Consider the following 22,200-nt stretch of genomic DNA (forward strand, 5'->3'; position numbering starts at 1 on the left):
CCGGCTTGTGGTCTCGTCAGCGGCCGAGCTTGGTGATCAGCTCTCGGATGGCGGTGCGGGTCACCGGAAGGGTGACGCCGGGTCGCTTGCTGTCGCGCACGGCCGTGAGGTCCTGCCGCAGCTCAACACAGTTGCTGGTGCTGGTCGAGCGGGACGACTTGCGCCACTCCATGATCACAACCTTTCTCGTAGTCGCTCGATCATACTGCGGCTTTCCGCACTGGAAAGGGCCAAGCGATCGAGGATCAAGCGCATGTTCTCATAGCCGTGCACCTCGGAGTCATGCAGATAGATGCTGCTTCCGTGCAGCTCGACATGGAGCACAGGGGCGGCTTCTGGGAAGTCCAACAGCATCCATGAATGCATCAGCACGCGGTGTGGCACGGGCTCTCGAACGATGCGAACGCTGTAGCCCCGAGAGACGGCATCCATCAGGTGGCCCAGTTGCTCCCTGAGGGCATCGGCGCCACCGAATGCCCTTCGGAGCGCGCTCTCGTGGATGAACGCCACGTACTCGACCTTGGGCAACACCTGTTGCCGACGTAGGCGCGCGATCCAGAGCATCTCGATGCTCTCCGGCGCAGCGCCGTCGTCCACCATGATGCCCTTGGCGTATCGCTCGGTTTGCAGCAGTCCGGGAACGATGGTGAGCGACCAGTCGGTGATCGCTCTGGCCGATGCTTCGTAGCTGGCCAGGGTGCCCACGTCGGGCAGCACTCCTGGGAGGGGGCGGGACCACCAGCCCGCCTGGGTGCCCACGCGGGCGCTCTCGATCAGCTCCTCGCGCTGGGCGATCGGCACGCCGTAGATGGCGAGGACCGTGGCCACGTCCTCGCTGGTGATGTGGCGCTTGCCGTTCTCCGTGCGGCTGAGCGTGGCCGTCGACCAGCCGATCGCCTTGGCGGCGGCCTCCAGGTTCAGCGACGTCTGTTCCACCCGGACGGCCTTGAGTTGGGCGCCGATCGTCCGGTCGCGCGCCTGCGGGTTCTTCCGTTGTCCTGACACGGTTTCCTTTCCACCCCTGCAAGGACACGCGCCGTCCGGTGCGGGGAATCTACAGTCTGGGGCACCCCTGCCGCGCTGTAGATGTCGAGCGTATCGCGAGTTGCGACCGGAACGGCCGAGGGGCGGGTCTCGTCCACTGTGGACGAGACCCGCCCCTCGGCGGGTGGAGAGGACAGAGCCTAGCTGTTGACCATCTTGCGCAGCACGTACTGCATGATGCCGCCGTTGCGGTAGTAGTCCGCCTCGCCGGGGGTGTCGATGCGGACGTCGGCGTCGAAGGTGACCTCCGTGCCGTCCTCCTTGGCCGCCGTCACCTTGACCGTGCGGGGGGTGGTGCCGTCGTTCAGCTCCGTGACGCCCTCGAACGCGTAGGTCTCGGTGCCGTCGAGGCCCAGGGACTCCGCCGTCTTGCCCTGCGGGAACTGGAGCGGGAGGACGCCCATGCCGATCAGGTTGGAGCGGTGGATGCGCTCGAAGCTCTCGGCGATGACCGCGCGGACGCCCAGCAGCGACGTGCCCTTCGCCGCCCAGTCGCGCGACGAGCCGGAGCCGTACTCCTTGCCCGCCAGGATGACCAGGGGGGTGCCCGCCTCGGCGTAGTTCTGCGCGGCGTCGTAGATGAACGCCTGCTCGCCGCCCTTGGTGAAGTCGCGGGTGTAGCCGCCCTGGACGCCCTGGCCGCCGTTCTCGTCCGCCAGCAGGAGGTTGCGCAGGCGGATGTTGGCGAAGGTGCCCCGGATCATGACCTCGTGGTTGCCGCGCCGCGAGCCGTAGGAGTTGAAGTCCCGCCGCTCGACGCCGTGCTCGGTGAGGTACTTGCCCGCCGGGGTGTCGGCCTTGATCGCACCCGCGGGGGAGATGTGGTCGGTGGTGACCGAATCGCCCAGCAGGGCCAGCACGCGGGCACCGGAGATGTCGGTGACCGGGGCGGGCCGCATCTCCATGCCCTCGAAGTACGGGGGCTTGCGGACGTAGGTGGACTCGCCGTCCCACTCGAACGTCTTGCCGGTGGGCGTGGGCAGCGACTTCCAGCGCTCGTCGCCCGCGAACACGTCCTTGTAGCTGCTGGAGAAGCTCTCCGCCGACAGCGCCGAGGCGATGACGTCGTTGATCTCCTGCGGCGACGGCCAGATGTCGGCCAGGTGCACCGGCTGCCCGTCGGACCCGGTGCCCAGCGGCTCGGTGGTGATGTCGATGTCCATCGACCCGGCCAGCGCGTAGGCCACCACCAGCGGCGGGGAGGCCAGGTAGTTCATCTTGATGTCCGGGTTGATCCGGCCCTCGAAGTTGCGGTTGCCCGACAGCACCGACACCACCGCCAGGTCGGCCTCCTGCACCCCGGCGGAGATCTCCTCCTGGAGCGGGCCGGAGTTGCCGATGCAGGTGGTGCAGCCGTACCCGACCAGGTTGAAGCCCAGCTTGTCCAGGTACGGGGTCAGGCCCGCGCGGTCGAAGTAGTCCGAGACGACCTTCGAGCCCGGCGCCAGGGTGGTCTTCACCCAGGGCTTGCGCTCCAGGCCGCGCTCGACGGCCTTCTTCGCCAGCAGCGCCGCGCCGATCATCACCGACGGGTTCGAGGTGTTGGTGCACGAGGTGATCGCGGCGATCGCGACCGCGCCGTGGTCGATCTCGAAGGTGTTGCCGTCCAGGGTGATCGTGGTCGGCTTGCTGGTGCGGCCGGTGGCGTTGACGGCCGCGGAGTGCGTGACCTGCGGCGGGACCTCGTCACCGGCGGGCGGGGTGGGGGAGTCGCTGGCCGGGAAGCTCTCCTCGACCGCCTCGTCCACCGCCGTCTTGGGCTCGTCGACGGCGTAGCTGCCCAGCGCGTCGCGGAAGGACTGCTTCGCCGCCGCCAGCTCGATGCGGTCCTGCGGGCGCTTCGGGCCCGCGATGGACGGCACGACGCTGGCCAGGTCCAGCTCCAGCACCTCGGAGAACACCGGCTCGACCGACGGGTCGTGCCAGAGGCCCTGCTCCTTGGCGTAGGCCTCGACCAGCGCCACCTGCTCGGCGGAGCGGCCGGTGAACCTCAGGTACTCGATGGTCTCGGCGTCGACCGGGAACATCGCCGCGGTCGAGCCGAACTCCGGGCTCATGTTGCCGATGGTGGCGCGGTTGGCCAGCGGCACCGCGGACACGCCCGAGCCGTAGAACTCGACGAACTTGCCGACGACGCCCTGCTTGCGCAGCATCTCGGTGATGGTCAGCACCAGGTCGGTGGCGGTGGCGCCCGCGGGCAGCTCGCCGTGCAGCTTGAAGCCGACGACCTTCGGGATCAGCATCGACACCGGCTGGCCCAGCATCGCGGCCTCGGCCTCGATGCCGCCCACGCCCCAGCCCAGCACGCCCAGGCCGTTGACCATGGTGGTGTGCGAGTCGGTGCCGACCAGGGTGTCGGGGTACGCCTGCCCGTTGCGGACCATGACCACGCGGGCCAGGTGCTCGATGTTGACCTGGTGGACGATGCCGGTGCCCGGGGGGACGACCTTGAACTCGTCGAACGCGGTCTGGCCCCAGCGCAGGAACTGGTAGCGCTCCTTGTTGCGCTCGTACTCCAGGTCCACGTTGCGCTCGAAGGCGTCCGGGCGGCCGAAGACGTCGGCGATGACCGAGTGGTCGATGACCATCTCGGCCGGGGCCAGCGGGTTCACCTTCGCCGGGTCGCCGCCCAAGGCGGTGACCGCCTCGCGCATGGTGGCCAGGTCGACGATGCAGGGCACGCCGGTGAAGTCCTGCATGACCACGCGGCCCGGCGTGAACTGGATCTCCGTCGACGGCTCGGCCTTCGGGTCCCAGGCGGCGAGGGCGCGCACGTGGTCGGCGGTGATGTTCGCACCGTCCTCGGTGCGCAGCAGGTTCTCCAGCAGGATCTTGAGGCTGTAGGGCAGGCGCTCGGACCCCTCGACCGCGTCCAATCGGAACACCTCGTAAGAGGCGTCGCCGACGGTCAGCGTGGCTCGGGCGCCGAAGCTGTCGAGGTTGCCCTCGGTGCCTTCGGGTGCGGAACTCGGTGTGGTCACGTCCAACTCCAGTGGCGGCGCATGTCAGTTCGGCTGTGAGTCTGTCGCACCCGGGGCGGGTGTGCGCGACTGCCTCACGGTTCAAACAGTACGCTTGTCCTGTATTTCGGTTCAAGGGGTGGCGTCCGACCCGTGGGATGTGATCCATCACGCCCGGGCCCCGGCAGCGGCGGACCCCCGGTGCCTGGAGAGGCGCCGGGGGTCCGGTGGAGTGCTGCTCCGGGTCAGTCCGCGAGCCGGAGCAGGGCCTTGATGTCCTCCGGCTGGAGGCTCTTGAGGGCCGTGACCTGCACGTCGGTCAGCGAGCGCAAGGGGCTGACGTACCACTTGCCGTCGACCTCGGTGGTGACCACGCCGGTGTTGGCCATCATGCCCTTGACCAGGTTGGTCAGCGCCTGCTTGGCCTCGGGGGCCATCCGCTTGCCGCCGATGCGGGTGGCCAGGTCGTCGGCGCAGGCCTGGTCGGACTCGCCCTCGGCCTCGACGGCGTAGCACTCGCCGTCCTTGCTCACGCGCAGCCGCTCGCCGTCCTCGTTCTCCAGGACGACCTCCTTGAGCAGGACCTTCGTCGCGCCCTCGACGGCCTGGGTCTCGGTGGACAGGTCCACCAGCCGGACGCCGGACTCGGTCTTGCCCGCGCCCTCGACGATCGCCGGGCCCACGTCGTGCAGGACGGCCATCTCGTCCGGCGGGAGGAGTTCGATCGCCCTGGTCAGGTTGCCCGCCAGGCCCGCCTCGGCCAGGCCGCGCACCGCGTCCTCGGGGGAGGAGCCGCCGTTGGCCGCGATCGACTGCTTCGGCCAGGACATCTTCTCCTCGGCCAGCGCGTAGTCGGCGATCGTGTAGAACAGGCTCGGGTACCACTCGCCGTCGACCTGCACGGTCGCGATGCGGATGGGCTCGCCGCGGTTCTCCTTCGCGACCACCTCCGCCACGTCGACGGTCTCGGTCTCCTTGCCGCCGGGCAGGCCCTCCGGGAACGCGGCGTCGATGAACTCCTTGGTCAGCGGGAGCCGACTGGCGTCGGAGGAGACGGTGATCTTGCCGCCGACCAGCTTGGTGATCGTCAGGTGGTCGTTGACCCGCTCGGCGCCCGCCTCGTCGAACTGCAGGTTCTCGCTGGTCAGCTCGAAGCCCTGGACCTTGTTCGGGTCGACGTCGGACTTGTAGACCTCCAGCCGCTGCAACTCCTTGGTCGTCTCGGAGTTCAGCGTGGTCATCAGGTCCCGCTCGGCCGGGGCGAGGCCGGTCAGCAGACCAGCCACGTCACCCTGGCCGATGGCGTTGACCAGGCTGGTCGCCGCCGCCGTCGGCGACTCCGCGCCCGCCTGCGCCTCGCCGCGGTTGAGCGCCCACACGGTCACCCCCGCGCCCGCGGCGACCGCGACCACCGCCGCGACCACGCCGATGACCAGGCCCTTGCGGCCCTTGCGCGCGGGCTGCTCCGGCGGCAGCGGGTAGCCGAAGCCACCGCCGTACTGCTGCTGCGGGTAGCCGCCCTGCTGGGCGGGCTGCTGGAAGCCGCCCGACTGCGGGTGGCCGCCCTGCGGCTGCCCCTGCTGGGGGTAACCGCCCTGCCCCTGCTGGCCGTAGCCCTGCGGCTGCCCCTGGTACGGGTCGTTCTGCGGCCACTGGCCGCCCTGCCCCGGCGGATACGTCACTGTTCCCCTCCTGCTTCCCGGCGAGCGCTCCTGCGCTCGCCCACGAGGACGCCCACGGCGCCCACCACCGCGATCACCGCACCGACCGCGGTGGTCGTCGGCCCGGTCCCCGCGATGCCCAGCGAGCTGTCCCCGCTGCCCTGTCCGACGGCCGCACCCCCCGCGACGGTTCCACTGAGAATCGTCACGACCAGGCAAAGCGTTGCCGACGTGCGCCGGAGACCGAGCGCGTACGCCGCGACGCAGAGCGTCACCACCGGCACCAGGGAGAACCACGCCGTCGGCAGCCAGGCCCACCCGGTGCCGCGCAGGAACCCCAGGGTGCGGATCACCCCGACCGACTCGAAGCTGTCGCGCAGCACCGCCCCCGACCGGAACCAGGGCAGGAACAGGCCGACGACGAGGGTGGCGAGCCCGGCCGCGGCGGCGGCCGCGGGCAGTCGGGCGGACATGGCGCCATGCTCCCAGCACCGACCACGGGTCGTCACAGCGACCTCGTCCGGGTGAGCGGTCGAGGTCCTGTTCCGACACGTCAGGGCGGTTGTCGCGACCCAGAGTGTTGTGGTTGGCGGAAGTTATCCCCGGTACGGAAGTTTCGCCTGTTACCGGTGGTGCGGGCGGGACGCCAATGGCACAGTCGGGGCCGGTCCGGTGTGGACCGTGTCCGGGGTCGTCGGGGGCCGCCGGGATCGGTGAGGAGGTGCGTCGTGCGCTCACGGCGGTCGGTGTCGCTCGGACTGTTCGCCACCTCGGTGGTCCTGCTGTCGGTGGTCGCGCTGTCCTCGGTGTCCGCGGTGGGCACCGCGGTCGCCGTGCCGCCCCCGCCCCCCAACCCCAGCGACTCGCAGCTCGACGCGGGCCGCGCCGAGGCCGACCGCAGGGCGGGCAAGGTGGGGGAGCTGACCAACCAGCTCGCCCAGGCCGAGTCGCGGCTGATGCGGTTGCAGGCCGAGGTCGAGGCGAAGCTGGAGGACGCCAACAAGGCCCTGGTCGACATGCAGACCGCCCAGGACGTCGCCGCCCAGGCCGCCGCAGACGCCGAGTCCGCCCGCCGCGAGTCCGAGGGCGCGGGCAAGGCCATCGACGACGCCAGGGACCTCCTCGACGACTTCGCCGCGGGCAGCTACAAGCAGGGCAGCACCGTCGGCTCCATCTCCGCCTACCTGGGCGCCAAGAGCCCCGAGGACCTGCTCGCCCGCGCCGAAATGCTCAACGCGATCAGCGGCACCGAACTCGACGCCCTCGACCGGTTGCAGCGCGCCCGCACCGAGAAGGCCAACAGGGACTCCCGCGCCCGCGCCGCCCTGGAGTTGGCCGACCGCAAGCGGTCCGAGGCCGAGCAGGCCAAGCGCGAGGCCGACACCGCGACCGCCACCGCCCAGCGCGCCCGCGCCGACCAGGCGGGCCAGTCCCAGGAGTTGCAGGCGGCGAAGGCCGACTACGAGCGGCAGCTCACCGAGGCCCAGGCGGCGGTCGGCGGCCTGGAGAACCAGCGGCAGCGCTACCAGGAGTGGCTGGCGGCCAAGCAGCGCGAGGACGAGGCCAACGCCGCCGCCGCGGCAGCCGCGCAGAACACCGGCGGCGGAGGCGGCAGTGGAGGCGGCGGTGGCGGCGGTGGAGGCAGCGCCGACGACTCCGCGGGCCCGCGCCCGATCGGCAGCGCCCGCACGGTGATCAACCGAGCCCTGTCCCAACTCGGCGTCCAGTACGCCTGGGGCGGCGGCAACGCCCACGGCCCCACCCGGGGCATCCGCGACGGCGGCGTGGCCGACGCCTTCGGCGACTACGCCAAGATCGGCTTCGACTGCTCCGGCCTGATGATCTACGCCTTCGCAGGCGCGGGCATCCGGCTCCCGCACTACAGCGGCTACCAGGCCACCGCGGGCCGCCGGGTCCCCCTCAGCCAGAAGGCCCCCGGCGACATGCTCTTCTGGACCACCGGTGGCCGCATCCACCACGTGGCGCTCTACCTCGGCAACGGGCAGATGGTCGAGGCGCCGTACTCCGGCTCCCGGGTCCGCATCGCCCCGGTCCGCTACGGCGGCATCGTCCCCTACGCCACCCGCGTTCTCTGACCGGTCGTCGAACACCCGACAGGGAGGTATCGGTGAAGAGGTTCCCCGCTGTACTCGCCGCCACTGTTCTCCTGGTGGCCACACTCGCCACACCCGCGTCGGCAGCACTGCCGACCCCCGCGTTCGAGCCCGAGATCGACGCCTATGCCGACTACGAAGGCCAGTCGACGTGCGACCCGAGCCCCAAACCGGGCGCGGAAGCGTTCCGCGACGTCCTCAAGGCCGAGTACAAGCGCGGCGGGGACATCATCAGCCGCGACTGCGGCGCGGGCGGGCAGAGCGAGCACAAGGAAGGCCGCGCACTCGACTACTGGTTCAAGGCGAACGACTCGGCGCAGAAGAAGCAGGCCACCGAACTGCTCGACTGGCTGCTCGCCACCGACGAACACGGCAACGCCCACGCCCGCGCCCGCCGCCTGGGGATCATGTACATCATCTGGAACCGCGAGATCTGGCAGTCCTACGCGGCGTCCGAGGGCTGGCAGCCCTACACCGGCGCCAGCCCGCACACCGACCACATCCACTTCAGCTTCAGCTGGGCGGGCGCCCGCAAGCAGACCACCTGGTGGACGTCCGCGCAGCCGGTCCGCTGAGAGCGCCGAACACGACCCCGGCTGAGGACCGTTGCGGGCTGACCCGGCCGGGACCGGGTGGCCCCGGCCGGGTCAGCCCGCCGATCAGGCGAGGGCGGCGGCGAACATGCCGGGCTCGTAGGAGCCGCCCCGCTGGTGCGCGATCACAGCGAGCCGGTTCGCCGCGTTGATCAAGGCCACCAGCGCGACCAGCGCGGCGATCTGGTCGTCGTCGTAGTGCTCGCGGACCTGCGCCCAGGTTTCGTCGGAGACGCCGGGGTGGGCGTCGGCGAGGCGGGTGCCTTCTTCGGCGAGGGCCAGGGCGGCTTGCTCGGCCTCGGTGAAGACGGTGGCCTCGCGCCAGGCGGCGACCAGGTTGAGCCGGACCGGCGACTCCCCGTCGGCCGTGGCTTCCTTGGTGTGCATGTCGATGCACCAGCCGCAGCCGTTGATCTGGCTGGCGCGCAGGGACACCAGCTCCTGGGTGGACTTCGGGAGGGTGGAGGAGTGGATCACCTGGCCCGCGTTGGCGAACCGCTTGGCGAACCTGAGGGCGAGCTCGTTGCCGAACATGTCGAATCGGGTGTCCATGGGGGTGTCCTCGCTCGTGGTGTCGGGTCGGTCGGGCACAAGATGTCCGCGAGCCGGTTCCTGTGACAGCGTGGGTGTGTGACGCACGCCATGGCCGGGTCGGCGTCCGGGTGTCACACAACGGGCGGGCGCGGCATCTGATGGGAGACGCAGTCGAGCGCGAAGAGGAGTCCCCCATGGCAGGTGCCCCATCCGATGACCGGCCCGACCTCGCCACGGAGGTGTTCCTCGCCCACCGCAACCTGCTCTTCACCGTCGCCTACGAGATGTTGGGGGTGGCGGCGGACGCGGAGGACGTGTTGCAGGAGACCTGGTTGCGGTGGGTGGGGGTCGACCTCGACGCGGTGCGGGACCGGCGGGCCTACCTGGTGCGGATCACCACCCGGCAGGCGCTCGCCCGGTTGCGCGTGCTCGGGCGCCGCAAGGAGTCCTACGTCGGGTCCTGGTTGCCCGAGCCGCTGCTGACCGCGCCCGACGTGGCCGAGGACGTCGAGCTGGCCGACAGCGTGTCGATGGCGGTGCTGCTGGTGCTGGAGACGCTGGCGCCGACCGAGCGGGCGGTGTTCGTGCTGCGCGAGGTGTTCGGCCTGGCCTACGACGAGATCGCCGAGGCGGTCGACAAGAACCCGGCCGCCGTGCGGCAGATCGCGCACCGGGCGCGGGCGCACGTGGCGGCGCGCAGGCCGCGCGGGGTCGTGTCCGCGGCCGAGACGCGGGAGGCGCTGGAGGCGTTCCGGCGGGCGGCGGAAACCGGTGACCTGCAACGCCTGCTCGACGTCTTGGCGCCGGACGTCGTCCTCCTCGGCGACGGTGGCGGGGTCAAGCAAGCGATTGCGCGGCCCGTGGTGGGGGCGGACAAGGTGGCCCGCCTGCTGATCGGTGGCCTCGGCAGGCTCGCCGACGCCGTGTCGCTGCGGCAGGCGCAGGTCAACGGGTACCCGGCGCTGGTCTTCCGGCTCGACGGGGAGATCGACACCGTGGTGGCGGTGCGCGTGGAGGGTGGCCTCATCACCGGGCTCTACGCCGTGCGCAACCCCGACAAGCTCTCGCACATGGAGCGGGAGACCACCCTGAGCCGGTGAACCAGGCTCACGCCAGGAAGTCGGCCAGCAGGGGGCCGAGGACGTCCGGGCGGTCCAGCGGGACGATGTGGCCGCAGTCGGGGATGACGTGGGCGGTCAGGTCGTCGGTGATGGGGCGCAGTTGGCGTTCGAGGGCGTCGCCGACCGGGTGGGCGCCGACCGCCAGGGTGGGCACGGTGAGCCTGCCCGCGGTGGCGATCTGGCGGGCGGTGGTGGGCATGGCCCGGTAGTGCTCGAAGGCGCAGCGCAGGGACTCCCGACCGGTGTGGGCGTCGACGAACTCGTCGCGGATGGCCCGGGGGACGCCCCGGCCCCGGGTGCCCGCGGTGAGGAACCAGTCCAGGTAGTCGGCTTCGTGTCCGATGAGGACGGTCTCGGCCAGGTCGGGGACCGCGTGGAAGCCGAACCACCACGGTGGGCCGCCCGCGAGGAAGTCCTCCGCGCCGGGGAGGGTGCCCAGCAGCGACTCCACCAGGACCAGCCCGCGCACCCGGTGCGGGCGCCGGGCGGCCAGCAGGAACGCGGGCGGGGCGCCCGCGTCGATGCCGACCACCGCCGCGTCCGGTTCGCCCAGCGCGTCGAGCAGGGCCTCGGCGTCGGCGGCGAGGGTGCCCCCGTCGTAGCCGCCCGGGGCCCGGGTGGTGGCACCCAGGCCGCGCAGGTCCGGGGCGATGACCCGGTGGTCGCGGGCCAGGTGCGGGATGACCTCCGACCACACCCGCGCGGTGTGCGGGAAGCCGTGCAGCAGCAGGACGGCCGGGCCGCTGCCGGTGACGGTCGCGTTGACCTCGATGCCGTTGACCGCGAACACGGGACTCCTCCAGGGGTTACCATTGGTTACCAGCCCACCGTAGGAAACGGTGGTCGACGTGCCAAGAAGGCACTTCCGCGACAGGTGGTGAGGCCGAGGTGACCGCCCGGCGTGGTGACCTGTTCGACCCCGCGTGCCCCACCCGGCGGCTGCTCGACCGGATCGGCACCAAGTGGACGTCGATGGTGGTGAAGGTGCTCGCCGAGGCCGACCCGGACGAGGTGCGCTTCGCCGACCTGCGGCGCCGGGTGCCGGGGGTGTCGCAGAAGATGCTGTCGGTGACCCTGCGCGAGCTGGTCGGCGACGGGCTGGTCGCGCGGCGGGTGGAGCCGACGGTGCCGCCCCGGGTGCACTACCGGCTGACGCCGCTGGGGCTCTCGCTCGACGTGCCGCTGGCCGCGCTGCGGGAGTGGGCCGAGGCGCACATGCCCGAGGTCGACCGGGCCGGCGGGAGAACGCTTGCCTTGACGTGGGCGGCAAGGTTTAGCGTTCCCGGCATGCGCATCGGGGAGTTGGCGAAGCGGACCGGGACGACGACGCGGGCCCTGCGGTTCTACGAGTCGCAGGGGTTGTTGGGCCGGGCCCGGCGCACGGCCAACGGCTACCGCGACTACGACGAGGACGACCAACGCCTGGTCAGCGAGATCCTGGCGTTGCAGGCGGCCGGGCTCAGCCTGGACGACACGCGCCCGTTCGTCGCCTGCCTGCGGGCCGGGCACGGGGCGGGGGACGACTGCGCCGACTCGGTCGAGGTCTACCGCCGCCGCCTCGCCGAGGTCGACGACTGCCTGGAGCGGCTCGGCGCCGTGCGGGCGGGTCTGGTGGCCAAGCTCGCCGACGCGCTGGCGCGGGAACCGGGCCCCTGCCGCGTCACCACCGGGTACGCCGCGAGCGTGCCACCCCACCACTTCGAGGAGAACCCATGATCACCGCGAACGCGGTCACGGCCGTGACCGACTCGACCTTCGCCGAGGAGGTCCTGCACCGCGACGGGCCGGTCCTGGTCGAGTTCTGGGCGCAGTGGTGCGGGCCGTGCCACATGATGGCCCCGGTGCTGGCCGAGATCGCCGCGACCCGCCCCGACCTGACCATCCGCAAGATCAACGCTGATGAGAACCCCACCACGGCCCGCGACCACCGGGTGATGTCCCTGCCGACCCTGCTGCTGTTCGCGGGCGGCGAGCCGGTCCGGGCGATCGTCGGCGCGCGCCCGAAGGCCAGGCTGCTGGCCGAGGTCGACGCGGCGCTGGCCGACCTCAGCTGAGCAGGCGGTCGATCAGCAGGGCCGCCGCGGCGTCGCAGCGGGCGTGGTCGCCGGTGACCATGCGGTCGAGCAGGAGTCCTTTGAGGCCGGAGGCCAGGGCGGTGGCGGTGGCCGGGTCGTGGTCGGGCAGGAGGGCCGCCGCGTAGTCGACCCAGGCGGTCACGGCGGTCCGGGCGGCCGGGTGGTCCTCGGTGAGGGCGGCGGTCAGGAGTTGGTACATCACCGTGAAGTGCGCGCGGTCGGTGGTCATCGCCGACCAGGCCGCCGCGGCGGCTGACCGCGGGTCCTGCTCGGCGGCGCCGTCGAGCTGGGCGAGCACCCGGCTGCGGTGCTCGGCGAAGGCGGCGGCCAGCAGCCGGTCGCGGCTGCCGAAGTAGTGCACCAGCATCCGGGCGCTGGTGCCCAGGCGCTCGGCGAGGCCGCGCAGGGTGAACTCGGCGAGGCCGTGCGCGGCCAGGTCGTCGAGGGTGGCGGCGATCAGCTCGGCGCGGCGGGCGGTGTCTGGGGGGCGGGCCACACCCTTGACTGTAGCAGTTGTTACATCTACCGTCGCCGCCATGGATGTAACAACTGCTACGGAAACCGAGTACACGGCGTTCATGCTGATCACCGCACTGCCCGCATGGCTGCGGCTGAGCAGGCCGGAACGCGCGGCGGTCGCCGACAAGACGCTGGGCGCCGCGCTGCGCGGGCACCCCAGGACCACCGCGCGGTTCTTCGACGCCGAGGCGTTCAGCGCGCGGTGCAGCGACGTCCTCCTGTTCACCACCACCGACCTCGCCGACTACTACCTGGTCGTCGAGGAACTGCGCGACTCGCCGCTGTTCACCGTGCCCTACTTCCACCTCGACGAACTGGTCCTCGCCGTCGAGGACGGGCACCAGGCCGCCGGATGAGCGCCGCCCTGATCACCGGCGGCAGCACCGGCGTCGGCCTCGCCCTGGCCGAACGACTCGTGGCCGACGGCACCACCGTCCTGGTCTGCGGTCGCGACGCCGACCGGCTCGCCCAAGCCGAGCGGATGCTGCCCGGCCTGCGCACCACCGTCGCCGACCTCGCCGACCCGGCCGCCGTCGACCGGCTCGCCACCACCGCCCTCGCCCTCCCGGGGCTCGACCTGCTGGTCAACAACGCCGCCGTGCAGCTCGACCGCTCCTGGGCGACCGCCGACCGCGACGCCCTCGCCGCCGACATCGCCGCCGAACTGGGCGCCGACCTGGCCGGGCCGCTGCGCCTCACCGCCCGGCTGCTGCCCGCCCTCGCCGCCGCCTCCTCGGCGACGATCGTCAACGTCACCTCGGCGCTGGGCGTGGTCCCGAAGCGGTCGGCGCCGGTCTACTGCGCGGCCAAGGCCGGGCTGATCGCGTTCAGCGCGGGACTGCGCCACCAGCTCGCCGTGGACGCCCCGCACGTGCGGGTGGTCGACGCGATGCTCCCGTTGGTCGACACCGCGATGACCGAGGGGCGCGGCTCCCGCAAGATCAGTGCGGGGGCGGCGGCCGACGGGATTCTGGGCGGGGTGCGGCGCGGCCGGGCGGTGGTCCGGGTGGGCGGGGTCGGCGCGCTGCTGGCCGTGCACCGCCTCGCCCCCGGCCTCGCCGCCCGGCTCGTGGCCGACTGAGCGCCCGCCTGAACAGGTTGCCGTGGCTCTGGTTTCAGAACCCGGTTGTTTGTGGGTGGTGCCCGGGTGGGTGGATGTGCTCAGCTTTCGAGCCCGGCCTTTGTGTGGGTGGTGCCCGGCTGGGTGGATGTGTTTGGCCGGGGCCCCTATGGCGATCATGTGCTCCAGTGCGTCAGGTGGGGCTGAAAAGATGCCCCACCGCCCAGGCAGGCTGTCACATGATCGCCACCCCCGGCCAAACACATCCACCCACCCGGGCATATCCGTAGCCGGGGCGGCGGTTCTCAGGGTGGCCGGCCTGCGTTGAGGACATCCACCCACCCGGGCGTTTGCTTGGTTGGCTGGCGGTTGTCGGGGTGGCCGGCCTGCGTTGAAGACATCCACCCACCCGGGCCTCTGCGTAGCCGGGCCGGCGGTTCGTGGGGGCTGGCTTTGAGGACGGCCCTAAGGGGTCTCGCCCACCGCGTCCACAATGGTCTGGGTCGACCGGGACACCTCGGTGTTCCCGGTCCGGAAACCGAGGTATTCGTTGCTGGCCGCGTCGAAGAGCAGTTGGCCGTTGTGACCGCTGTCGGTCGACCAGCCGATCGCGACCGCAGGGTGGCCGTCGACCGGGGGGGAGTCGGCCAGGGTGAGGCCGGGCAGGGTCGCCGCCGCCTCGAACAGGGCCGCGCGGGCGGGGGGGCGCAGGTAGGTGGACTCGAAGAGCGACAGGACGTCCTTGCCCACCGAGTTGGGGTTGCCGGGGTCGTTGAACACCTCGGCGTTGAGGTGGGCGACCATCGCCTCCCCGGTCGTGGGCATGTCCGGGTCGTAGGCGGGGCGCGGCTCGCACGGCTCGGTGCCGATCGCGGTGTTGCCCTTGTGCACCACCGCCACCCCGTCGCGGCAGCCCGGAGCGGGGACGGGGTGGCCGTCGCCGGTGTCGATCAGGCCGTCGTGGGTGCCGTCGATCGACAACCAGGCGCGGTAGGCGCCGTTGTGGAGGTGGAGGAACTGGTCGGGGCGGGGGACGACGTCGGGCTGGGTGCGCTCGTACGCCGCCGCGAGGACCAGGACCGAGGCGGGGTCCGCGTCGGCGGGTGCGCCCGCGACGGGGGGTGCGCCGACCCCGGGTGGGGTCGGCGCGGGAGCGGTGGGGAGCAGGCTCACCACCGCGGCGACCGCCGCTGCCGTCGTGACGGCGGTGCCCCCGATCCAGGGGACCAGGCGGCGGGTGCGGCGGGGGTGGGCCGCCTCGGTGAGCAGGCGCTCGCGGGCGGCGGCGAGGGTCGCCCGGTCGGCGGGCGGGGCGTCGCCCGCGAAGTCGCGGATCAGGGTCAGGTCATCCACGGGAGGCCTCCTGGAGGGTGGTGTCGGGGGCGCCGAACGCGGCCCGCACCTTGCGGCGGGCGCGGTTGAGCCGGGACCGGACGGTCCCGACCGGGATGGCGAGGGCGGCGGCGATCTCCTCGTACCCCAACTGCTCCCAGGCGAAGAGCAGCAGCACGTCCCGGTCGCCGGGGGACAGCGCCCGCAGGGCGTCGCCGACGCCGACGACCTCGGCGCGCGCGGTGACCCCGGCGGCGACCCGGTCGGCCGGGCCGGGGTCGTGCGGTTCCGGGTGCAGCGCCTGGCGCAGCCGGAACTCCCTGGCCTCGGCCCTGGTGTGCCGGTTCGCCACGTTGGTGGCGATCCCGTACAGCCACGGGCGGGCGTCGGGCCGGTCGCGGTCGAACCGCGCCCTGACCCCGAACGCGGTCAGGAACGTCTCGCCGACCAGGTCGTCGGCGGCCTGGGCACCCAGGCGCCGGGCCAGGTAGCGGTGGATGGCCGGGGCGTGCCGGTCGAAGACCAGCGCGAACCGGGACGGCTCGGTCAGCGACGCGCCGATCACCGCCCCGTCGGGTGGGTCCGGGTGCTGCGGGGGTGCTGTCATGGGCGGCCTCTCGTGGACGCGGTGTCCCCCGCTATTCGCCCCGGGCCCCGATCGGGTTCACGGTCGCCAGCCAGGCGGTCGCCTCGGCCGGGGTGCGCAGGTGGACCACGTCCAGGTGGGCGTGCCGGTCCTCGGCGATCCTGGCCGCCAGGTACGTGCGCCTGGCGGGGTGGCCGGACCAGGCCGAGCGGGCGGGGTGGTCCGGGCTCAGCCACTCCCGCCAGCGCTCGACGTTGCCGTTGAAGATCCGTTCGCGGCGCAGGCTGCGGCGCAGCGAACGGGTGAACGCCCGGCGGGTGACCAGCCCGCGTGCGTAGTCCAACCACACGACCGTGTCGGCCCGTGACCACAGCAGGTCGCGGACCGGTGGGGTGCCGTGGGAGTCGACGACCCACCCCCCGGTGCGGGCGAGCCGTTCCACGTCGGTCCGGTACGCCGCGCGCTCGACCCAGTCCGGTTCGAAGGCGAGGGTGTCCAGCTCGGTGAACGGCAGACCGAGGCGGTGCGCGAGGGCGGTCGCCAGTGTCGTCTTGCCCGCACCGGTCATGCCGGTCACGATCACCCTGCGCACCCCCGGGACCCTAGGCAGGCCGGTAGGTGGTGATGGTCCCGCCGTGGCTGAAGGTCAGCGCTTCCACGGGGGCGAACGGGCGGGGTCGGAACGGTCCGGTGAACATCGGCTTCCCGTCGCCCGCGACGACCGGGTACCGCTTGATGACCAGTTCATCGATCTCCGGCAGGAGTTGGCCCGCCAGGTCGGCGCCGCCGCACAACCAGATGTCGCCTGCCGTGGTCTCGGCCTTGAGCCCGCGCACGAGGCCGATCGGGTCGCCGGGGACCAGGTCGACGGTGGGGTCGGCGATCTCCGGCAGGGATCGGGACACCACGTGCTGGCGCAGGTGCGCGTACGGGCTGGTGATCCCCGCGTCCAGCGCGGGCCGGTAGGTGCCGCGCCCCATCACCACGGAGCTGAACCGCTGGTTGGCCGCCCCGTCGATGCCGAGGGGTTCGCGCAGGTGGGTCGGCATGGTCTCCGGGAACCGGGTGCGGAGGTGGTCGACCATGTCCGGTGCCTCGGGGTAGAAGTCGGTCTCGCCACCGGGGCCCTCGATGAAGCCGTCGATGGACACGGCGATGAAGTAGACGAGCTCGCGCACGGGGCCTCGAATCCTCCGGAACAACTCCGGCTGTAGTACTTTGGCTGTAGTGGTTTGAAAGTTAGCACTACGGATGGAGTGGTTTCAAGGTGCGACGCAACCCGGACCGGAGGGCGGCGCTGCTCGACGCCGCGATCGAGGTGTTGGCGGACGAGGGCGCGCGGGGCCTGACGTTCCGGTCGGTTGACCGGCGGGCGCAGGTGCCCGCGGGCACGGCGTCCAACTACTTCGCCAACCGCGACGACATCCTCACCCAGGCGGGGGAGCGCGTGTACGAACGGCTGACCCCCGACGAGGCGGTGCTCGCCGCGGGGCTGGCCGGGCCGCGCGACCGGGCGAAGCTCGCCGAGCTCATGCACGAACTGGTGGATCGGGTGGCCGCGTTCCCGGCCGGCTTCCTGGCCCTGCTGGAACTGCGCCTGGAGGCGACCCGTCGACCCGGACTGCGGGAGGTGCTGACCCGCCGCATCCGGGCCGACCTCGACGCGAACACCGGCTACCACGAGCAGTCCGGTCTCCCCGGTGACTCAGCCGCGGTGGTGTCGCTGTGGCTGGCCCTGAACTGGTTGATCATGGAACGGCTCACGCTCCCCGACCTGTTCACGCCGGAACAGCGCCACGACCTGGTCACCGCGCTGGTCGACCGCCTGACCCGCCCGCCGCGAACATGAACCGGGCCGAGCCTGCGACCGGGCACCCGCGGCCACGCCCCATCGTCGACCTGGTCGTGCACGGCCAAGTGGAGACCGGGCATTCAGCGGCGGTTCTCCGGGCACTCCGCGAGCAGGTTCTCCTCCAGGCGGGTCAGCACCGACAGCGCCGTGTCCCGCTCGGCCCCGTCCATGCCCGCGACGGTGATCTGCTCCAGTTCCCGCCAGCTTTCCTCCACCCGCGCGCGCAGCGCGTTGCCCGCCGGGGTGGACTCGACCAGGGTGGCCCGGCGGTCGCCGGGCCACGGGCCGCGGCGGACGAAACCGGCCTGCTCCAGCCGCTGCACGGTGCGGGTGACCGTGGCCGAGTCCGAGCCCAGCACCGCCATCAGGTCGGTCTGCCGCTGCGGGCCGGACTCCCACAGGTGCATCAGCAGGGTTTCCTGGCCGGGGTGCAGGCCGACCTGGCGCAGCAGCCGCCCGGCCAGCAGCCGGTGCAACCGGGCGACGCGGAAGACGGCGTGGCTGATCGGGCCGCCGCGGGCCGCGCCGGGCAGCGGCGCGGTCGCCGGGCCGGGCGGGTCCTGGGCCATGGATCGACTTTAGCTGTTCGGACAGGGATCTGCCACATGGTGGAACGGTTTGTCAACAGCCGGTGAGGTGGCTCATAAATGACCGGGGGCGGGAAGAGGTCCGGGCATTTGCCTGTTCGGTCAGGTAAATCCTGAGCGCAGCGTGGAGGAGCCACCATGAGCACCGCCTTCGACCCCATCGACCTCGCGGGCCGCACCCTCGCCAACCGGGTCGCCATGGCCCCGATGACCCGCAGCCGCGCCCACGGCCCCGGCAACACCCCGACCGCCGCCACCGTCGAGTACTACGCGCAGCGGGCGAGCGCGGGCCTGATCATCACCGAGGGCATCCAGCCCACCGCCGTCGGCCAGGGCTACCCCGACACCCCGGGCCTGCACTCCGAGCAGCAGGTCGAAGCCTGGCGCGCGGTCACCGACGCGGTGCACGCCCGCGGCGGGGTGATCTTCGCCCAGCTCATGCACAGCGGCCGGATCGGCCACGCCAGCCTGCTGCCCGACGGCCTGCGCCCGGTCGGCGCGTCCCCGGTCGCCGCCGCCGGGCAGGTCTACACCGCGGCGGGGCCGCAGACGTTCGAGGCGCCGGTCGAGCTGGACGGCGACGGCATCGCCGAGACCATCGCCGGGTTCGCCGACGCGGCCCGCAACGCCGTCGCCGCGGGCTTCGACGGTGTGGAGCTGCACGGCGCCAACGGCTACCTGCTGCACCAGTTCCTCTCCACCAACGCCAACGCGCGCACCGACGAGTGGGGCGGCTCGGTCGAGGGGCGGACCAGGCTCGTGGTCGAGGTCGCGCGGGCGGTCACCGCCGCGATCGGCGCCGACCGGGTGGGCCTGCGGATCTCCCCGACCAACCCGTTCAACGACATCGTCGAGGACGGCCACGTCGAGACCTACACCGCGCTGGTCGACGCCCTGGTCCCGCTGGGCCTGGCGTACCTGCACGTGGCGGAGGCCCCCGGGCAGCGCGACCTGACCCTGGACCTGCGCGAGCGCTTCGGCGGCACGCTGCTGCTCAACCCGGCCACCCCCGGCGGTGCCACCGGTCCCGACGCGCTGGCGCTGGTCGAGGAAGGCGTGGCCGACGTCATCACCTTCGGGCAGCTCTTCCTGGCCAACCCGGACCTGCCCGCCCGACTGGCCGCGGGCGGCCCGTTCAACCCCGCCGACACGGCCACCTTCTACGGCGGCGACGAGCGCGGCTACACCGACTACCCGGCCCTGGTGGTCGAGAACGCCTGATCCCGGGACACTGGGCGGTATGGGGGAAGCACTCGTCACACCGCTGTCGGAGGAAGTCGGGTCGGCTGGGGTCGGGGGGAAGGCGCGGGCGCTGACGGCACTGGTGCGGGCCGGGGTCCCGGTCCCCGCCGGGTTCGTCGTCACCACCGCCGCCTTCCGCCGCCGGGCCGACCCGGCCGCGATCGCGGAGGTCCGGGACGCGGTCGCCGCCGCGTACGCGGGGCTCGGGGCGCCCGCCGTGGCCGTGCGCTCGTCGGCGACCGCGGAGGACCTGCCGGGGCTGTCGTTCGCCGGTCAGCACGACACGTTCCTGGGGATCGAGGGGGCCGGGGAGGTGTTCGCGGCGGTCGAGCGGTGCTGGGCGTCGCTGGACTCCGCGCGGGCCGCGGTCTACCGGGAGCGGGCCGGGATCGACCACGCCGAAATGGCCGTGGTGGTCCAGGAACTCGTCGACGCCGAGTCGGCCGGGGTGCTGTTCACCGTCGACCCGGTGACCGGCGCGGACGGGGTGGTCGTGAACGCGGGCTGGGGGCTGGGCGAGTCGGTGGTCGACGGCTCGACCACCCCGGACACCTACGTCGTCGGCGGGCCGCAGCCGCGTCGGGTCATCGGCGACAAAGCGCTGCGCACGGTGCGCGTCCCCGGCGGGACCGCGGTGGAGCCGGTGCCGGACCGGTTGCGCCGCGCCCCGGTGCTGACCGAGGCGCAGACCGCCGAGCTGGCCGCCCTCGGTGCCCTGATCCACGAGCGGTTCGGCCCGTCCGACGTCGAGTGGGCGCGGCACCGCGACGGCTTCGCGATCCTGCAGGCCCGGCCGGTCACCGGCGCCGCCGCCGAGGCCCGCGAGTGGAACGACACCACCCGCGGCGACTACCTGTGGACCTGCGCCAACCTGGGCGAGGCCGTGCCCGGGGTGATGACCCCGGCCACCTGGTCGGTGGTGCGCACCCTGGCCCCGCCCCCGGTCGGCGGGCACCCGGTGAACGGCATCGTCGGCGGCCGGTTCTACCTCAACCTCAGCGCCGCCCTGGCTGTCGCGGGCGCGCTCGGCCTCGGCCGGTTCGCCCGCAAGGCCATGGCGCAGACCCTGGGGCCGATCCCCGCCGACGTCCCGCCGCTGCCGATGGCGCGACCGGCGCTGCTGCGCGCCGCGCTGCGGACGGCGATCGTGGCGGGCGTCGAATCGGTCCGCTACCGGCGTCGGTTGCCCGCACTGGTGGCCGAGAACCCCGCCCGCTGCGCCCGGCTCCGCGAACGGATCACCGCCGCCCCAACCCCGGCCGACCTGGTCGGGCTGTGGCAGGCCGAAGGCCACGACCTGCTGTTCCGCACCTGCCGCACCTTCGACGCGGGTGCCCGGCAGGGCGGACCCGGCGCGGTGCACGCCAGGCTGCGCGCCCGGGTCGGCGACGATGACGCCGCGGTCCTCGCCACCGGCCTGCACACCGACTCCGACGAACTGGTCAGCCTCGGCCCGGCACTGGGCCTGGCCCGGCTGCGCGCGGGTCGCCTCGACCGCACCGCTTACCTCGACGCCTGGGGCCACCGCTGCGCCGACGAGTTCGAGCTGTCCGCGCCGCGCCCGGCCGAGGACCCGGACTGGCTCGACCGCGCCCTGGCCACCGCCGAGGGCGACCCGGAGGAACGCCTGCGCGCCCAGGCCGAAGCCCGCGCCAAGGTGTGGGCCCGGCACCCCGGCGCGGAGCGGAAACTGCGGCGCCCCTTGGCGAAGGCAGCGGAGGCGGCGCGCGGGCGGGAGCTGGCGCGGTCGGAGATGGTGCGGGTGTTCTCGGTGCTGCGCGCCTTCTGGGTGCGGGCGGGGGAACTGACCGGGCGCGGCCACGACGTGTTCTTCCTCCCCCTGCCGGAACTGCTGACCGTCCTCGACGGCGACCCGACACCGTTCGCAGCCGTGCCGGGGCGGCGCGTGGCGTACGACCGCTACCGCGCGCTCCCGCCCTACCCGACGGTGCTGCGCGGCCGGTTCGACCCGGTTTCGTGGGCGGCACAACGGGATTCGGCGCGACAGGACCCGATTCCGGGCGGCCCGGACGTCACCGGGCTCCCCGGTTCCGGCGGGGTCGCCGAGGGACCGGTGCGCGTGTTGTCCACTGTGGAGGAAGGGGCGGCGCTGCGGCCGGGGGAGGTGCTGGTGACGTCGGTGACCAACATCGGCTGGACCCCGCTGTTCTCCCGGGCGGCGGCGGTCGTCACCGACGTCGGCGCCCCGCTGTCGCACGCCGCGATCGTCGCCAGGGAACTGGGCATCCCCGCCGTGGTCGGCTGCGGCGACGCCACGACCCGGCTGGTGACCGGCACCCGGGTCCGGGTGGACGGCGCCGCGGGCACGGTCACCGCGCTGGGCGGGTCGTCCTCTGCGGACACCCGCGCGGCGGTCGTGCTGGCGGGCGGGTCCGGCAGCAGGCTCGGCGGGGTCGACAAACCGGGGCTGGTCGTGGCCGGGCGGTCGCTGCTGGAACGGGCCGTGTCCGCCGTCGACGGCGCGCGGACCGTGGTCGTCGGACCGGAGCGCGAGCTGCCCCGGGCGGTCGAGTGGACGCGGGAGGACCCGCCCGGCGGTGGACCGGTGGCCGCGCTGCGGGCCGCCCTCGACGTGCTGGCCGACCTGCCCGAGCGCACCGTCACCGTGCTCCTCGCCGCCGACCTGCCCGCGGTGGACCACACGATCGTGGCGCGGCTGGTGGGCGAGGTGGGGGAGTGCGGGGCGGTGCTCGTGGACGGTGTCGGGCGCGAGCAGTGGCTGCTCAGCGCGTGGCGGCTCGGGGTGTTGCGCGCCGCCGTCCCCGCCGGTGGTGCCGGGATGTCGCTGCGCCGGGTCCTCGGCGGCCTCCCCGCCGCGCGGGTGCCCGACCCCGGCGGCGCCGCGGCCGACATCGACACCCCGGAGGACCTGCGCCGGTTCGGGGGCTGAGGTCCCCGT

23 protein-coding genes and 1 pseudogene are annotated in these 22,200 nt (G+C 72.9%); 11 read left to right on the forward strand and 13 right to left on the reverse strand.

Translation table 11 applies throughout. The features are described 5' to 3' along the window. Positions 1 to 16: 16 nt before the first annotated feature. From DFQ13_RS31250 to DFQ13_RS31270, 5 genes are all read right to left on the reverse strand, one after another. A complete protein-coding gene (locus DFQ13_RS31250; RefSeq protein WP_110082424.1) occupies positions 17 to 172 on the reverse strand; it encodes a DUF397 domain-containing protein in 156 nt (51 codons plus the stop codon). A gap of 2 nt (positions 173 to 174) precedes the next feature. Further along, positions 175 to 1,005 (reverse strand): helix-turn-helix domain-containing protein, encoded by an 831-nt coding sequence (locus tag DFQ13_RS31255; protein ID WP_110082408.1) that lies wholly within the window; start codon positions 1,003 to 1,005, stop codon positions 175 to 177. A gap of 179 nt (positions 1,006 to 1,184) precedes the next feature. Further along, the gene (locus DFQ13_RS31260) at positions 1,185 to 4,025 is read right to left on the reverse strand and encodes an aconitate hydratase (protein WP_110082409.1); all 2,841 of its coding nucleotides are present in this window, start codon (positions 4,023 to 4,025) and stop codon (positions 1,185 to 1,187) included. 224 nt (positions 4,026 to 4,249) lie between these two features. Continuing rightward, on the reverse strand, positions 4,250 to 5,686 hold the full coding sequence (locus DFQ13_RS31265) for a hypothetical protein (RefSeq protein WP_035281403.1): 1,437 nt from the start codon (positions 5,684 to 5,686) through the stop codon (positions 4,250 to 4,252). Then, the gene (locus DFQ13_RS31270; RefSeq protein WP_035281405.1) at positions 5,683 to 6,138 is read right to left on the reverse strand and encodes a hypothetical protein; all 456 of its coding nucleotides are present in this window, start codon (positions 6,136 to 6,138) and stop codon (positions 5,683 to 5,685) included. Before DFQ13_RS31270 ends, DFQ13_RS31265 begins: the two co-directional genes overlap by 4 nt. A 255-nt stretch (positions 6,139 to 6,393) precedes the next feature. On the opposite strand from DFQ13_RS31270, the gene DFQ13_RS31275 reads away from it, so the two are divergent. Both DFQ13_RS31275 and DFQ13_RS31280 read left to right on the forward strand, forming a co-directional pair. Further along, complete coding sequence (locus DFQ13_RS31275; protein ID WP_407643238.1) at positions 6,394 to 7,761, forward strand: NlpC/P60 family protein; 1,368 nt, start codon at positions 6,394 to 6,396, stop codon at positions 7,759 to 7,761. Between the two features lie 32 nt (positions 7,762 to 7,793). Continuing rightward, entirely contained in the window at positions 7,794 to 8,354 is a 561-nt protein-coding gene (locus DFQ13_RS31280; RefSeq protein ID WP_146241421.1) for a hypothetical protein, read from the forward strand. An 84-nt stretch (positions 8,355 to 8,438) separates the two neighbouring features. Here the strand turns inward: DFQ13_RS31280 and DFQ13_RS31285 are convergent, their stop codons facing one another. Continuing rightward, on the reverse strand, positions 8,439 to 8,924 hold the full coding sequence (locus DFQ13_RS31285) for a carboxymuconolactone decarboxylase family protein (RefSeq protein ID WP_035281449.1): 486 nt from the start codon (positions 8,922 to 8,924) through the stop codon (positions 8,439 to 8,441). A gap of 176 nt (positions 8,925 to 9,100) precedes the next feature. Here DFQ13_RS31285 and DFQ13_RS31290 point away from each other — a divergent pair, with 176 nt between their 5' ends. Next, complete coding sequence (locus DFQ13_RS31290) at positions 9,101 to 10,006, forward strand: RNA polymerase sigma-70 factor (protein ID WP_110082411.1); 906 nt, start codon at positions 9,101 to 9,103, stop codon at positions 10,004 to 10,006. Between the two features lie 7 nt (positions 10,007 to 10,013). Here DFQ13_RS31290 and DFQ13_RS31295 read toward each other — a convergent pair whose 3' ends face one another. Beyond that, complete coding sequence (locus DFQ13_RS31295; protein WP_219994717.1) at positions 10,014 to 10,817, reverse strand: alpha/beta fold hydrolase; 804 nt, start codon at positions 10,815 to 10,817, stop codon at positions 10,014 to 10,016. Between the two features lie 98 nt (positions 10,818 to 10,915). Here DFQ13_RS31295 and DFQ13_RS31300 point away from each other — a divergent pair. From DFQ13_RS31300 to trxA, 3 genes and pseudogenes are all read left to right on the forward strand, one after another. Further along, positions 10,916 to 11,263: pseudogene (locus DFQ13_RS31300) on the forward strand (winged helix-turn-helix transcriptional regulator); the annotation flags it as partial. Between the two features lie 51 nt (positions 11,264 to 11,314). After that, the gene (locus DFQ13_RS31305) at positions 11,315 to 11,743 is read left to right on the forward strand and encodes a MerR family transcriptional regulator (protein WP_110082426.1); all 429 of its coding nucleotides are present in this window, start codon (positions 11,315 to 11,317) and stop codon (positions 11,741 to 11,743) included. Continuing rightward, positions 11,740 to 12,081: a thioredoxin gene (gene trxA / locus DFQ13_RS31310; RefSeq protein ID WP_110082412.1), complete on the forward strand. Its 342-nt coding sequence runs from the start codon at positions 11,740 to 11,742 to the stop codon at positions 12,079 to 12,081. The genes DFQ13_RS31305 and trxA overlap by 4 nt, the downstream gene beginning before the upstream one ends. Here the strand turns inward: trxA and DFQ13_RS31315 are convergent. Beyond that, the gene (locus DFQ13_RS31315; RefSeq protein WP_035281418.1) at positions 12,074 to 12,598 is read right to left on the reverse strand and encodes a TetR family transcriptional regulator; all 525 of its coding nucleotides are present in this window, start codon (positions 12,596 to 12,598) and stop codon (positions 12,074 to 12,076) included. The two genes, trxA and DFQ13_RS31315, sit on opposite strands and share 8 nt — an antisense overlap. 40 nt (positions 12,599 to 12,638) lie before the next feature. Between DFQ13_RS31315 and DFQ13_RS31320 the strand changes: the two genes are divergently transcribed. Next, positions 12,639 to 12,977 carry a darcynin family protein gene (locus DFQ13_RS31320; protein ID WP_035281420.1) on the forward strand — a complete coding sequence of 113 codons (339 nt, stop codon included), beginning with the start codon at positions 12,639 to 12,641 and terminating at the stop codon, positions 12,975 to 12,977. Next, entirely contained in the window at positions 12,974 to 13,702 is a 729-nt protein-coding gene (locus tag DFQ13_RS31325; protein WP_035281422.1) for an SDR family NAD(P)-dependent oxidoreductase, read from the forward strand. Before DFQ13_RS31320 ends, DFQ13_RS31325 begins: the two co-directional genes overlap by 4 nt. A gap of 444 nt (positions 13,703 to 14,146) precedes the next feature. Here the strand turns inward: DFQ13_RS31325 and DFQ13_RS31330 are convergent, their stop codons facing one another. Genes DFQ13_RS31330 through DFQ13_RS31345 form a run of 4 tightly spaced genes read right to left on the reverse strand, consistent with a single transcriptional unit; the run spans position 14,147 to position 16,777 of the window. Then, on the reverse strand, positions 14,147 to 15,034 hold the full coding sequence (locus tag DFQ13_RS31330; protein ID WP_110082413.1) for a CU044_5270 family protein: 888 nt from the start codon (positions 15,032 to 15,034) through the stop codon (positions 14,147 to 14,149). Beyond that, positions 15,027 to 15,620, reverse strand: a complete 594-nt coding sequence (locus DFQ13_RS31335) for an RNA polymerase sigma factor (protein WP_035277934.1) — start codon at positions 15,618 to 15,620, stop codon at positions 15,027 to 15,029. Before DFQ13_RS31335 ends, DFQ13_RS31330 begins: the two co-directional genes overlap by 8 nt. A gap of 31 nt (positions 15,621 to 15,651) precedes the next feature. Beyond that, on the reverse strand, positions 15,652 to 16,191 hold the full coding sequence (locus tag DFQ13_RS31340) for an AAA family ATPase (RefSeq protein ID WP_110082414.1): 540 nt from the start codon (positions 16,189 to 16,191) through the stop codon (positions 15,652 to 15,654). A 10-nt stretch (positions 16,192 to 16,201) separates the two neighbouring features. Beyond that, complete coding sequence (locus DFQ13_RS31345) at positions 16,202 to 16,777, reverse strand: dihydrofolate reductase family protein (RefSeq protein ID WP_035277937.1); 576 nt, start codon at positions 16,775 to 16,777, stop codon at positions 16,202 to 16,204. 89 nt (positions 16,778 to 16,866) lie between these two features. Between DFQ13_RS31345 and DFQ13_RS31350 the strand changes: the two genes are divergently transcribed. After that, positions 16,867 to 17,448, forward strand: coding sequence for a TetR/AcrR family transcriptional regulator (locus tag DFQ13_RS31350; RefSeq protein ID WP_110082415.1), 582 nt, complete (start codon positions 16,867 to 16,869; stop codon positions 17,446 to 17,448). An 83-nt stretch (positions 17,449 to 17,531) separates the two neighbouring features. Here the strand turns inward: DFQ13_RS31350 and DFQ13_RS31355 are convergent, their stop codons facing one another. After that, positions 17,532 to 18,020: a MarR family winged helix-turn-helix transcriptional regulator gene (locus tag DFQ13_RS31355; RefSeq protein ID WP_035277940.1), complete on the reverse strand. Its 489-nt coding sequence runs from the start codon at positions 18,018 to 18,020 to the stop codon at positions 17,532 to 17,534. 156 nt (positions 18,021 to 18,176) lie between these two features. Between DFQ13_RS31355 and DFQ13_RS31360 the strand changes: the two genes are divergently transcribed. Both DFQ13_RS31360 and DFQ13_RS31365 read left to right on the forward strand, forming a co-directional pair. Beyond that, positions 18,177 to 19,259 carry an alkene reductase gene (locus tag DFQ13_RS31360; RefSeq protein WP_110082416.1) on the forward strand — a complete coding sequence of 361 codons (1,083 nt, stop codon included), beginning with the start codon at positions 18,177 to 18,179 and terminating at the stop codon, positions 19,257 to 19,259. A gap of 19 nt (positions 19,260 to 19,278) precedes the next feature. Continuing rightward, complete coding sequence (locus tag DFQ13_RS31365; RefSeq protein ID WP_181400238.1) at positions 19,279 to 22,191, forward strand: PEP/pyruvate-binding domain-containing protein; 2,913 nt, start codon at positions 19,279 to 19,281, stop codon at positions 22,189 to 22,191. Positions 22,192 to 22,200 lie beyond the last annotated feature (9 nt).

Origin of the sequence: Actinokineospora spheciospongiae (assembly GCF_003182415.1) — a bacterium.
In the GTDB taxonomy this organism is placed as follows: Bacteria; Actinomycetota; Actinomycetes; order Mycobacteriales; family Pseudonocardiaceae; genus Actinokineospora; species Actinokineospora spheciospongiae.

Excerpts from the sequence above, each read along its gene's own strand:
- DFQ13_RS31250 (WP_110082424.1), bottom strand. The coding sequence starts at position 172 with ATGGAGTGGCGCAAGTCGTCCCGCTCGACCAGCACCAGCAACTGTGTT.
- DFQ13_RS31270 (WP_035281405.1), bottom strand. The coding sequence starts at position 6,138 with ATGTCCGCCCGACTGCCCGCGGCCGCCGCCGCGGCCGGGCTCGCCACC.
- DFQ13_RS31285 (WP_035281449.1), bottom strand. The coding sequence starts at position 8,924 with ATGGACACCCGATTCGACATGTTCGGCAACGAGCTCGCCCTCAGGTTC.
- DFQ13_RS31290 (WP_110082411.1), top strand. The coding sequence starts at position 9,101 with ATGGCAGGTGCCCCATCCGATGACCGGCCCGACCTCGCCACGGAGGTG.
- DFQ13_RS31305 (WP_110082426.1), top strand. The coding sequence starts at position 11,315 with ATGCGCATCGGGGAGTTGGCGAAGCGGACCGGGACGACGACGCGGGCC.
- trxA (WP_110082412.1), top strand. The coding sequence starts at position 11,740 with ATGATCACCGCGAACGCGGTCACGGCCGTGACCGACTCGACCTTCGCC.
- DFQ13_RS31320 (WP_035281420.1), top strand. The coding sequence starts at position 12,639 with ATGGATGTAACAACTGCTACGGAAACCGAGTACACGGCGTTCATGCTG.
- DFQ13_RS31325 (WP_035281422.1), top strand. The coding sequence starts at position 12,974 with ATGAGCGCCGCCCTGATCACCGGCGGCAGCACCGGCGTCGGCCTCGCC.
- DFQ13_RS31335 (WP_035277934.1), bottom strand. The coding sequence starts at position 15,620 with ATGACAGCACCCCCGCAGCACCCGGACCCACCCGACGGGGCGGTGATC.
- DFQ13_RS31355 (WP_035277940.1), bottom strand. The coding sequence starts at position 18,020 with ATGGCCCAGGACCCGCCCGGCCCGGCGACCGCGCCGCTGCCCGGCGCG.
- DFQ13_RS31360 (WP_110082416.1), top strand. The coding sequence starts at position 18,177 with ATGAGCACCGCCTTCGACCCCATCGACCTCGCGGGCCGCACCCTCGCC.
- DFQ13_RS31365 (WP_181400238.1), top strand. The coding sequence starts at position 19,279 with ATGGGGGAAGCACTCGTCACACCGCTGTCGGAGGAAGTCGGGTCGGCT.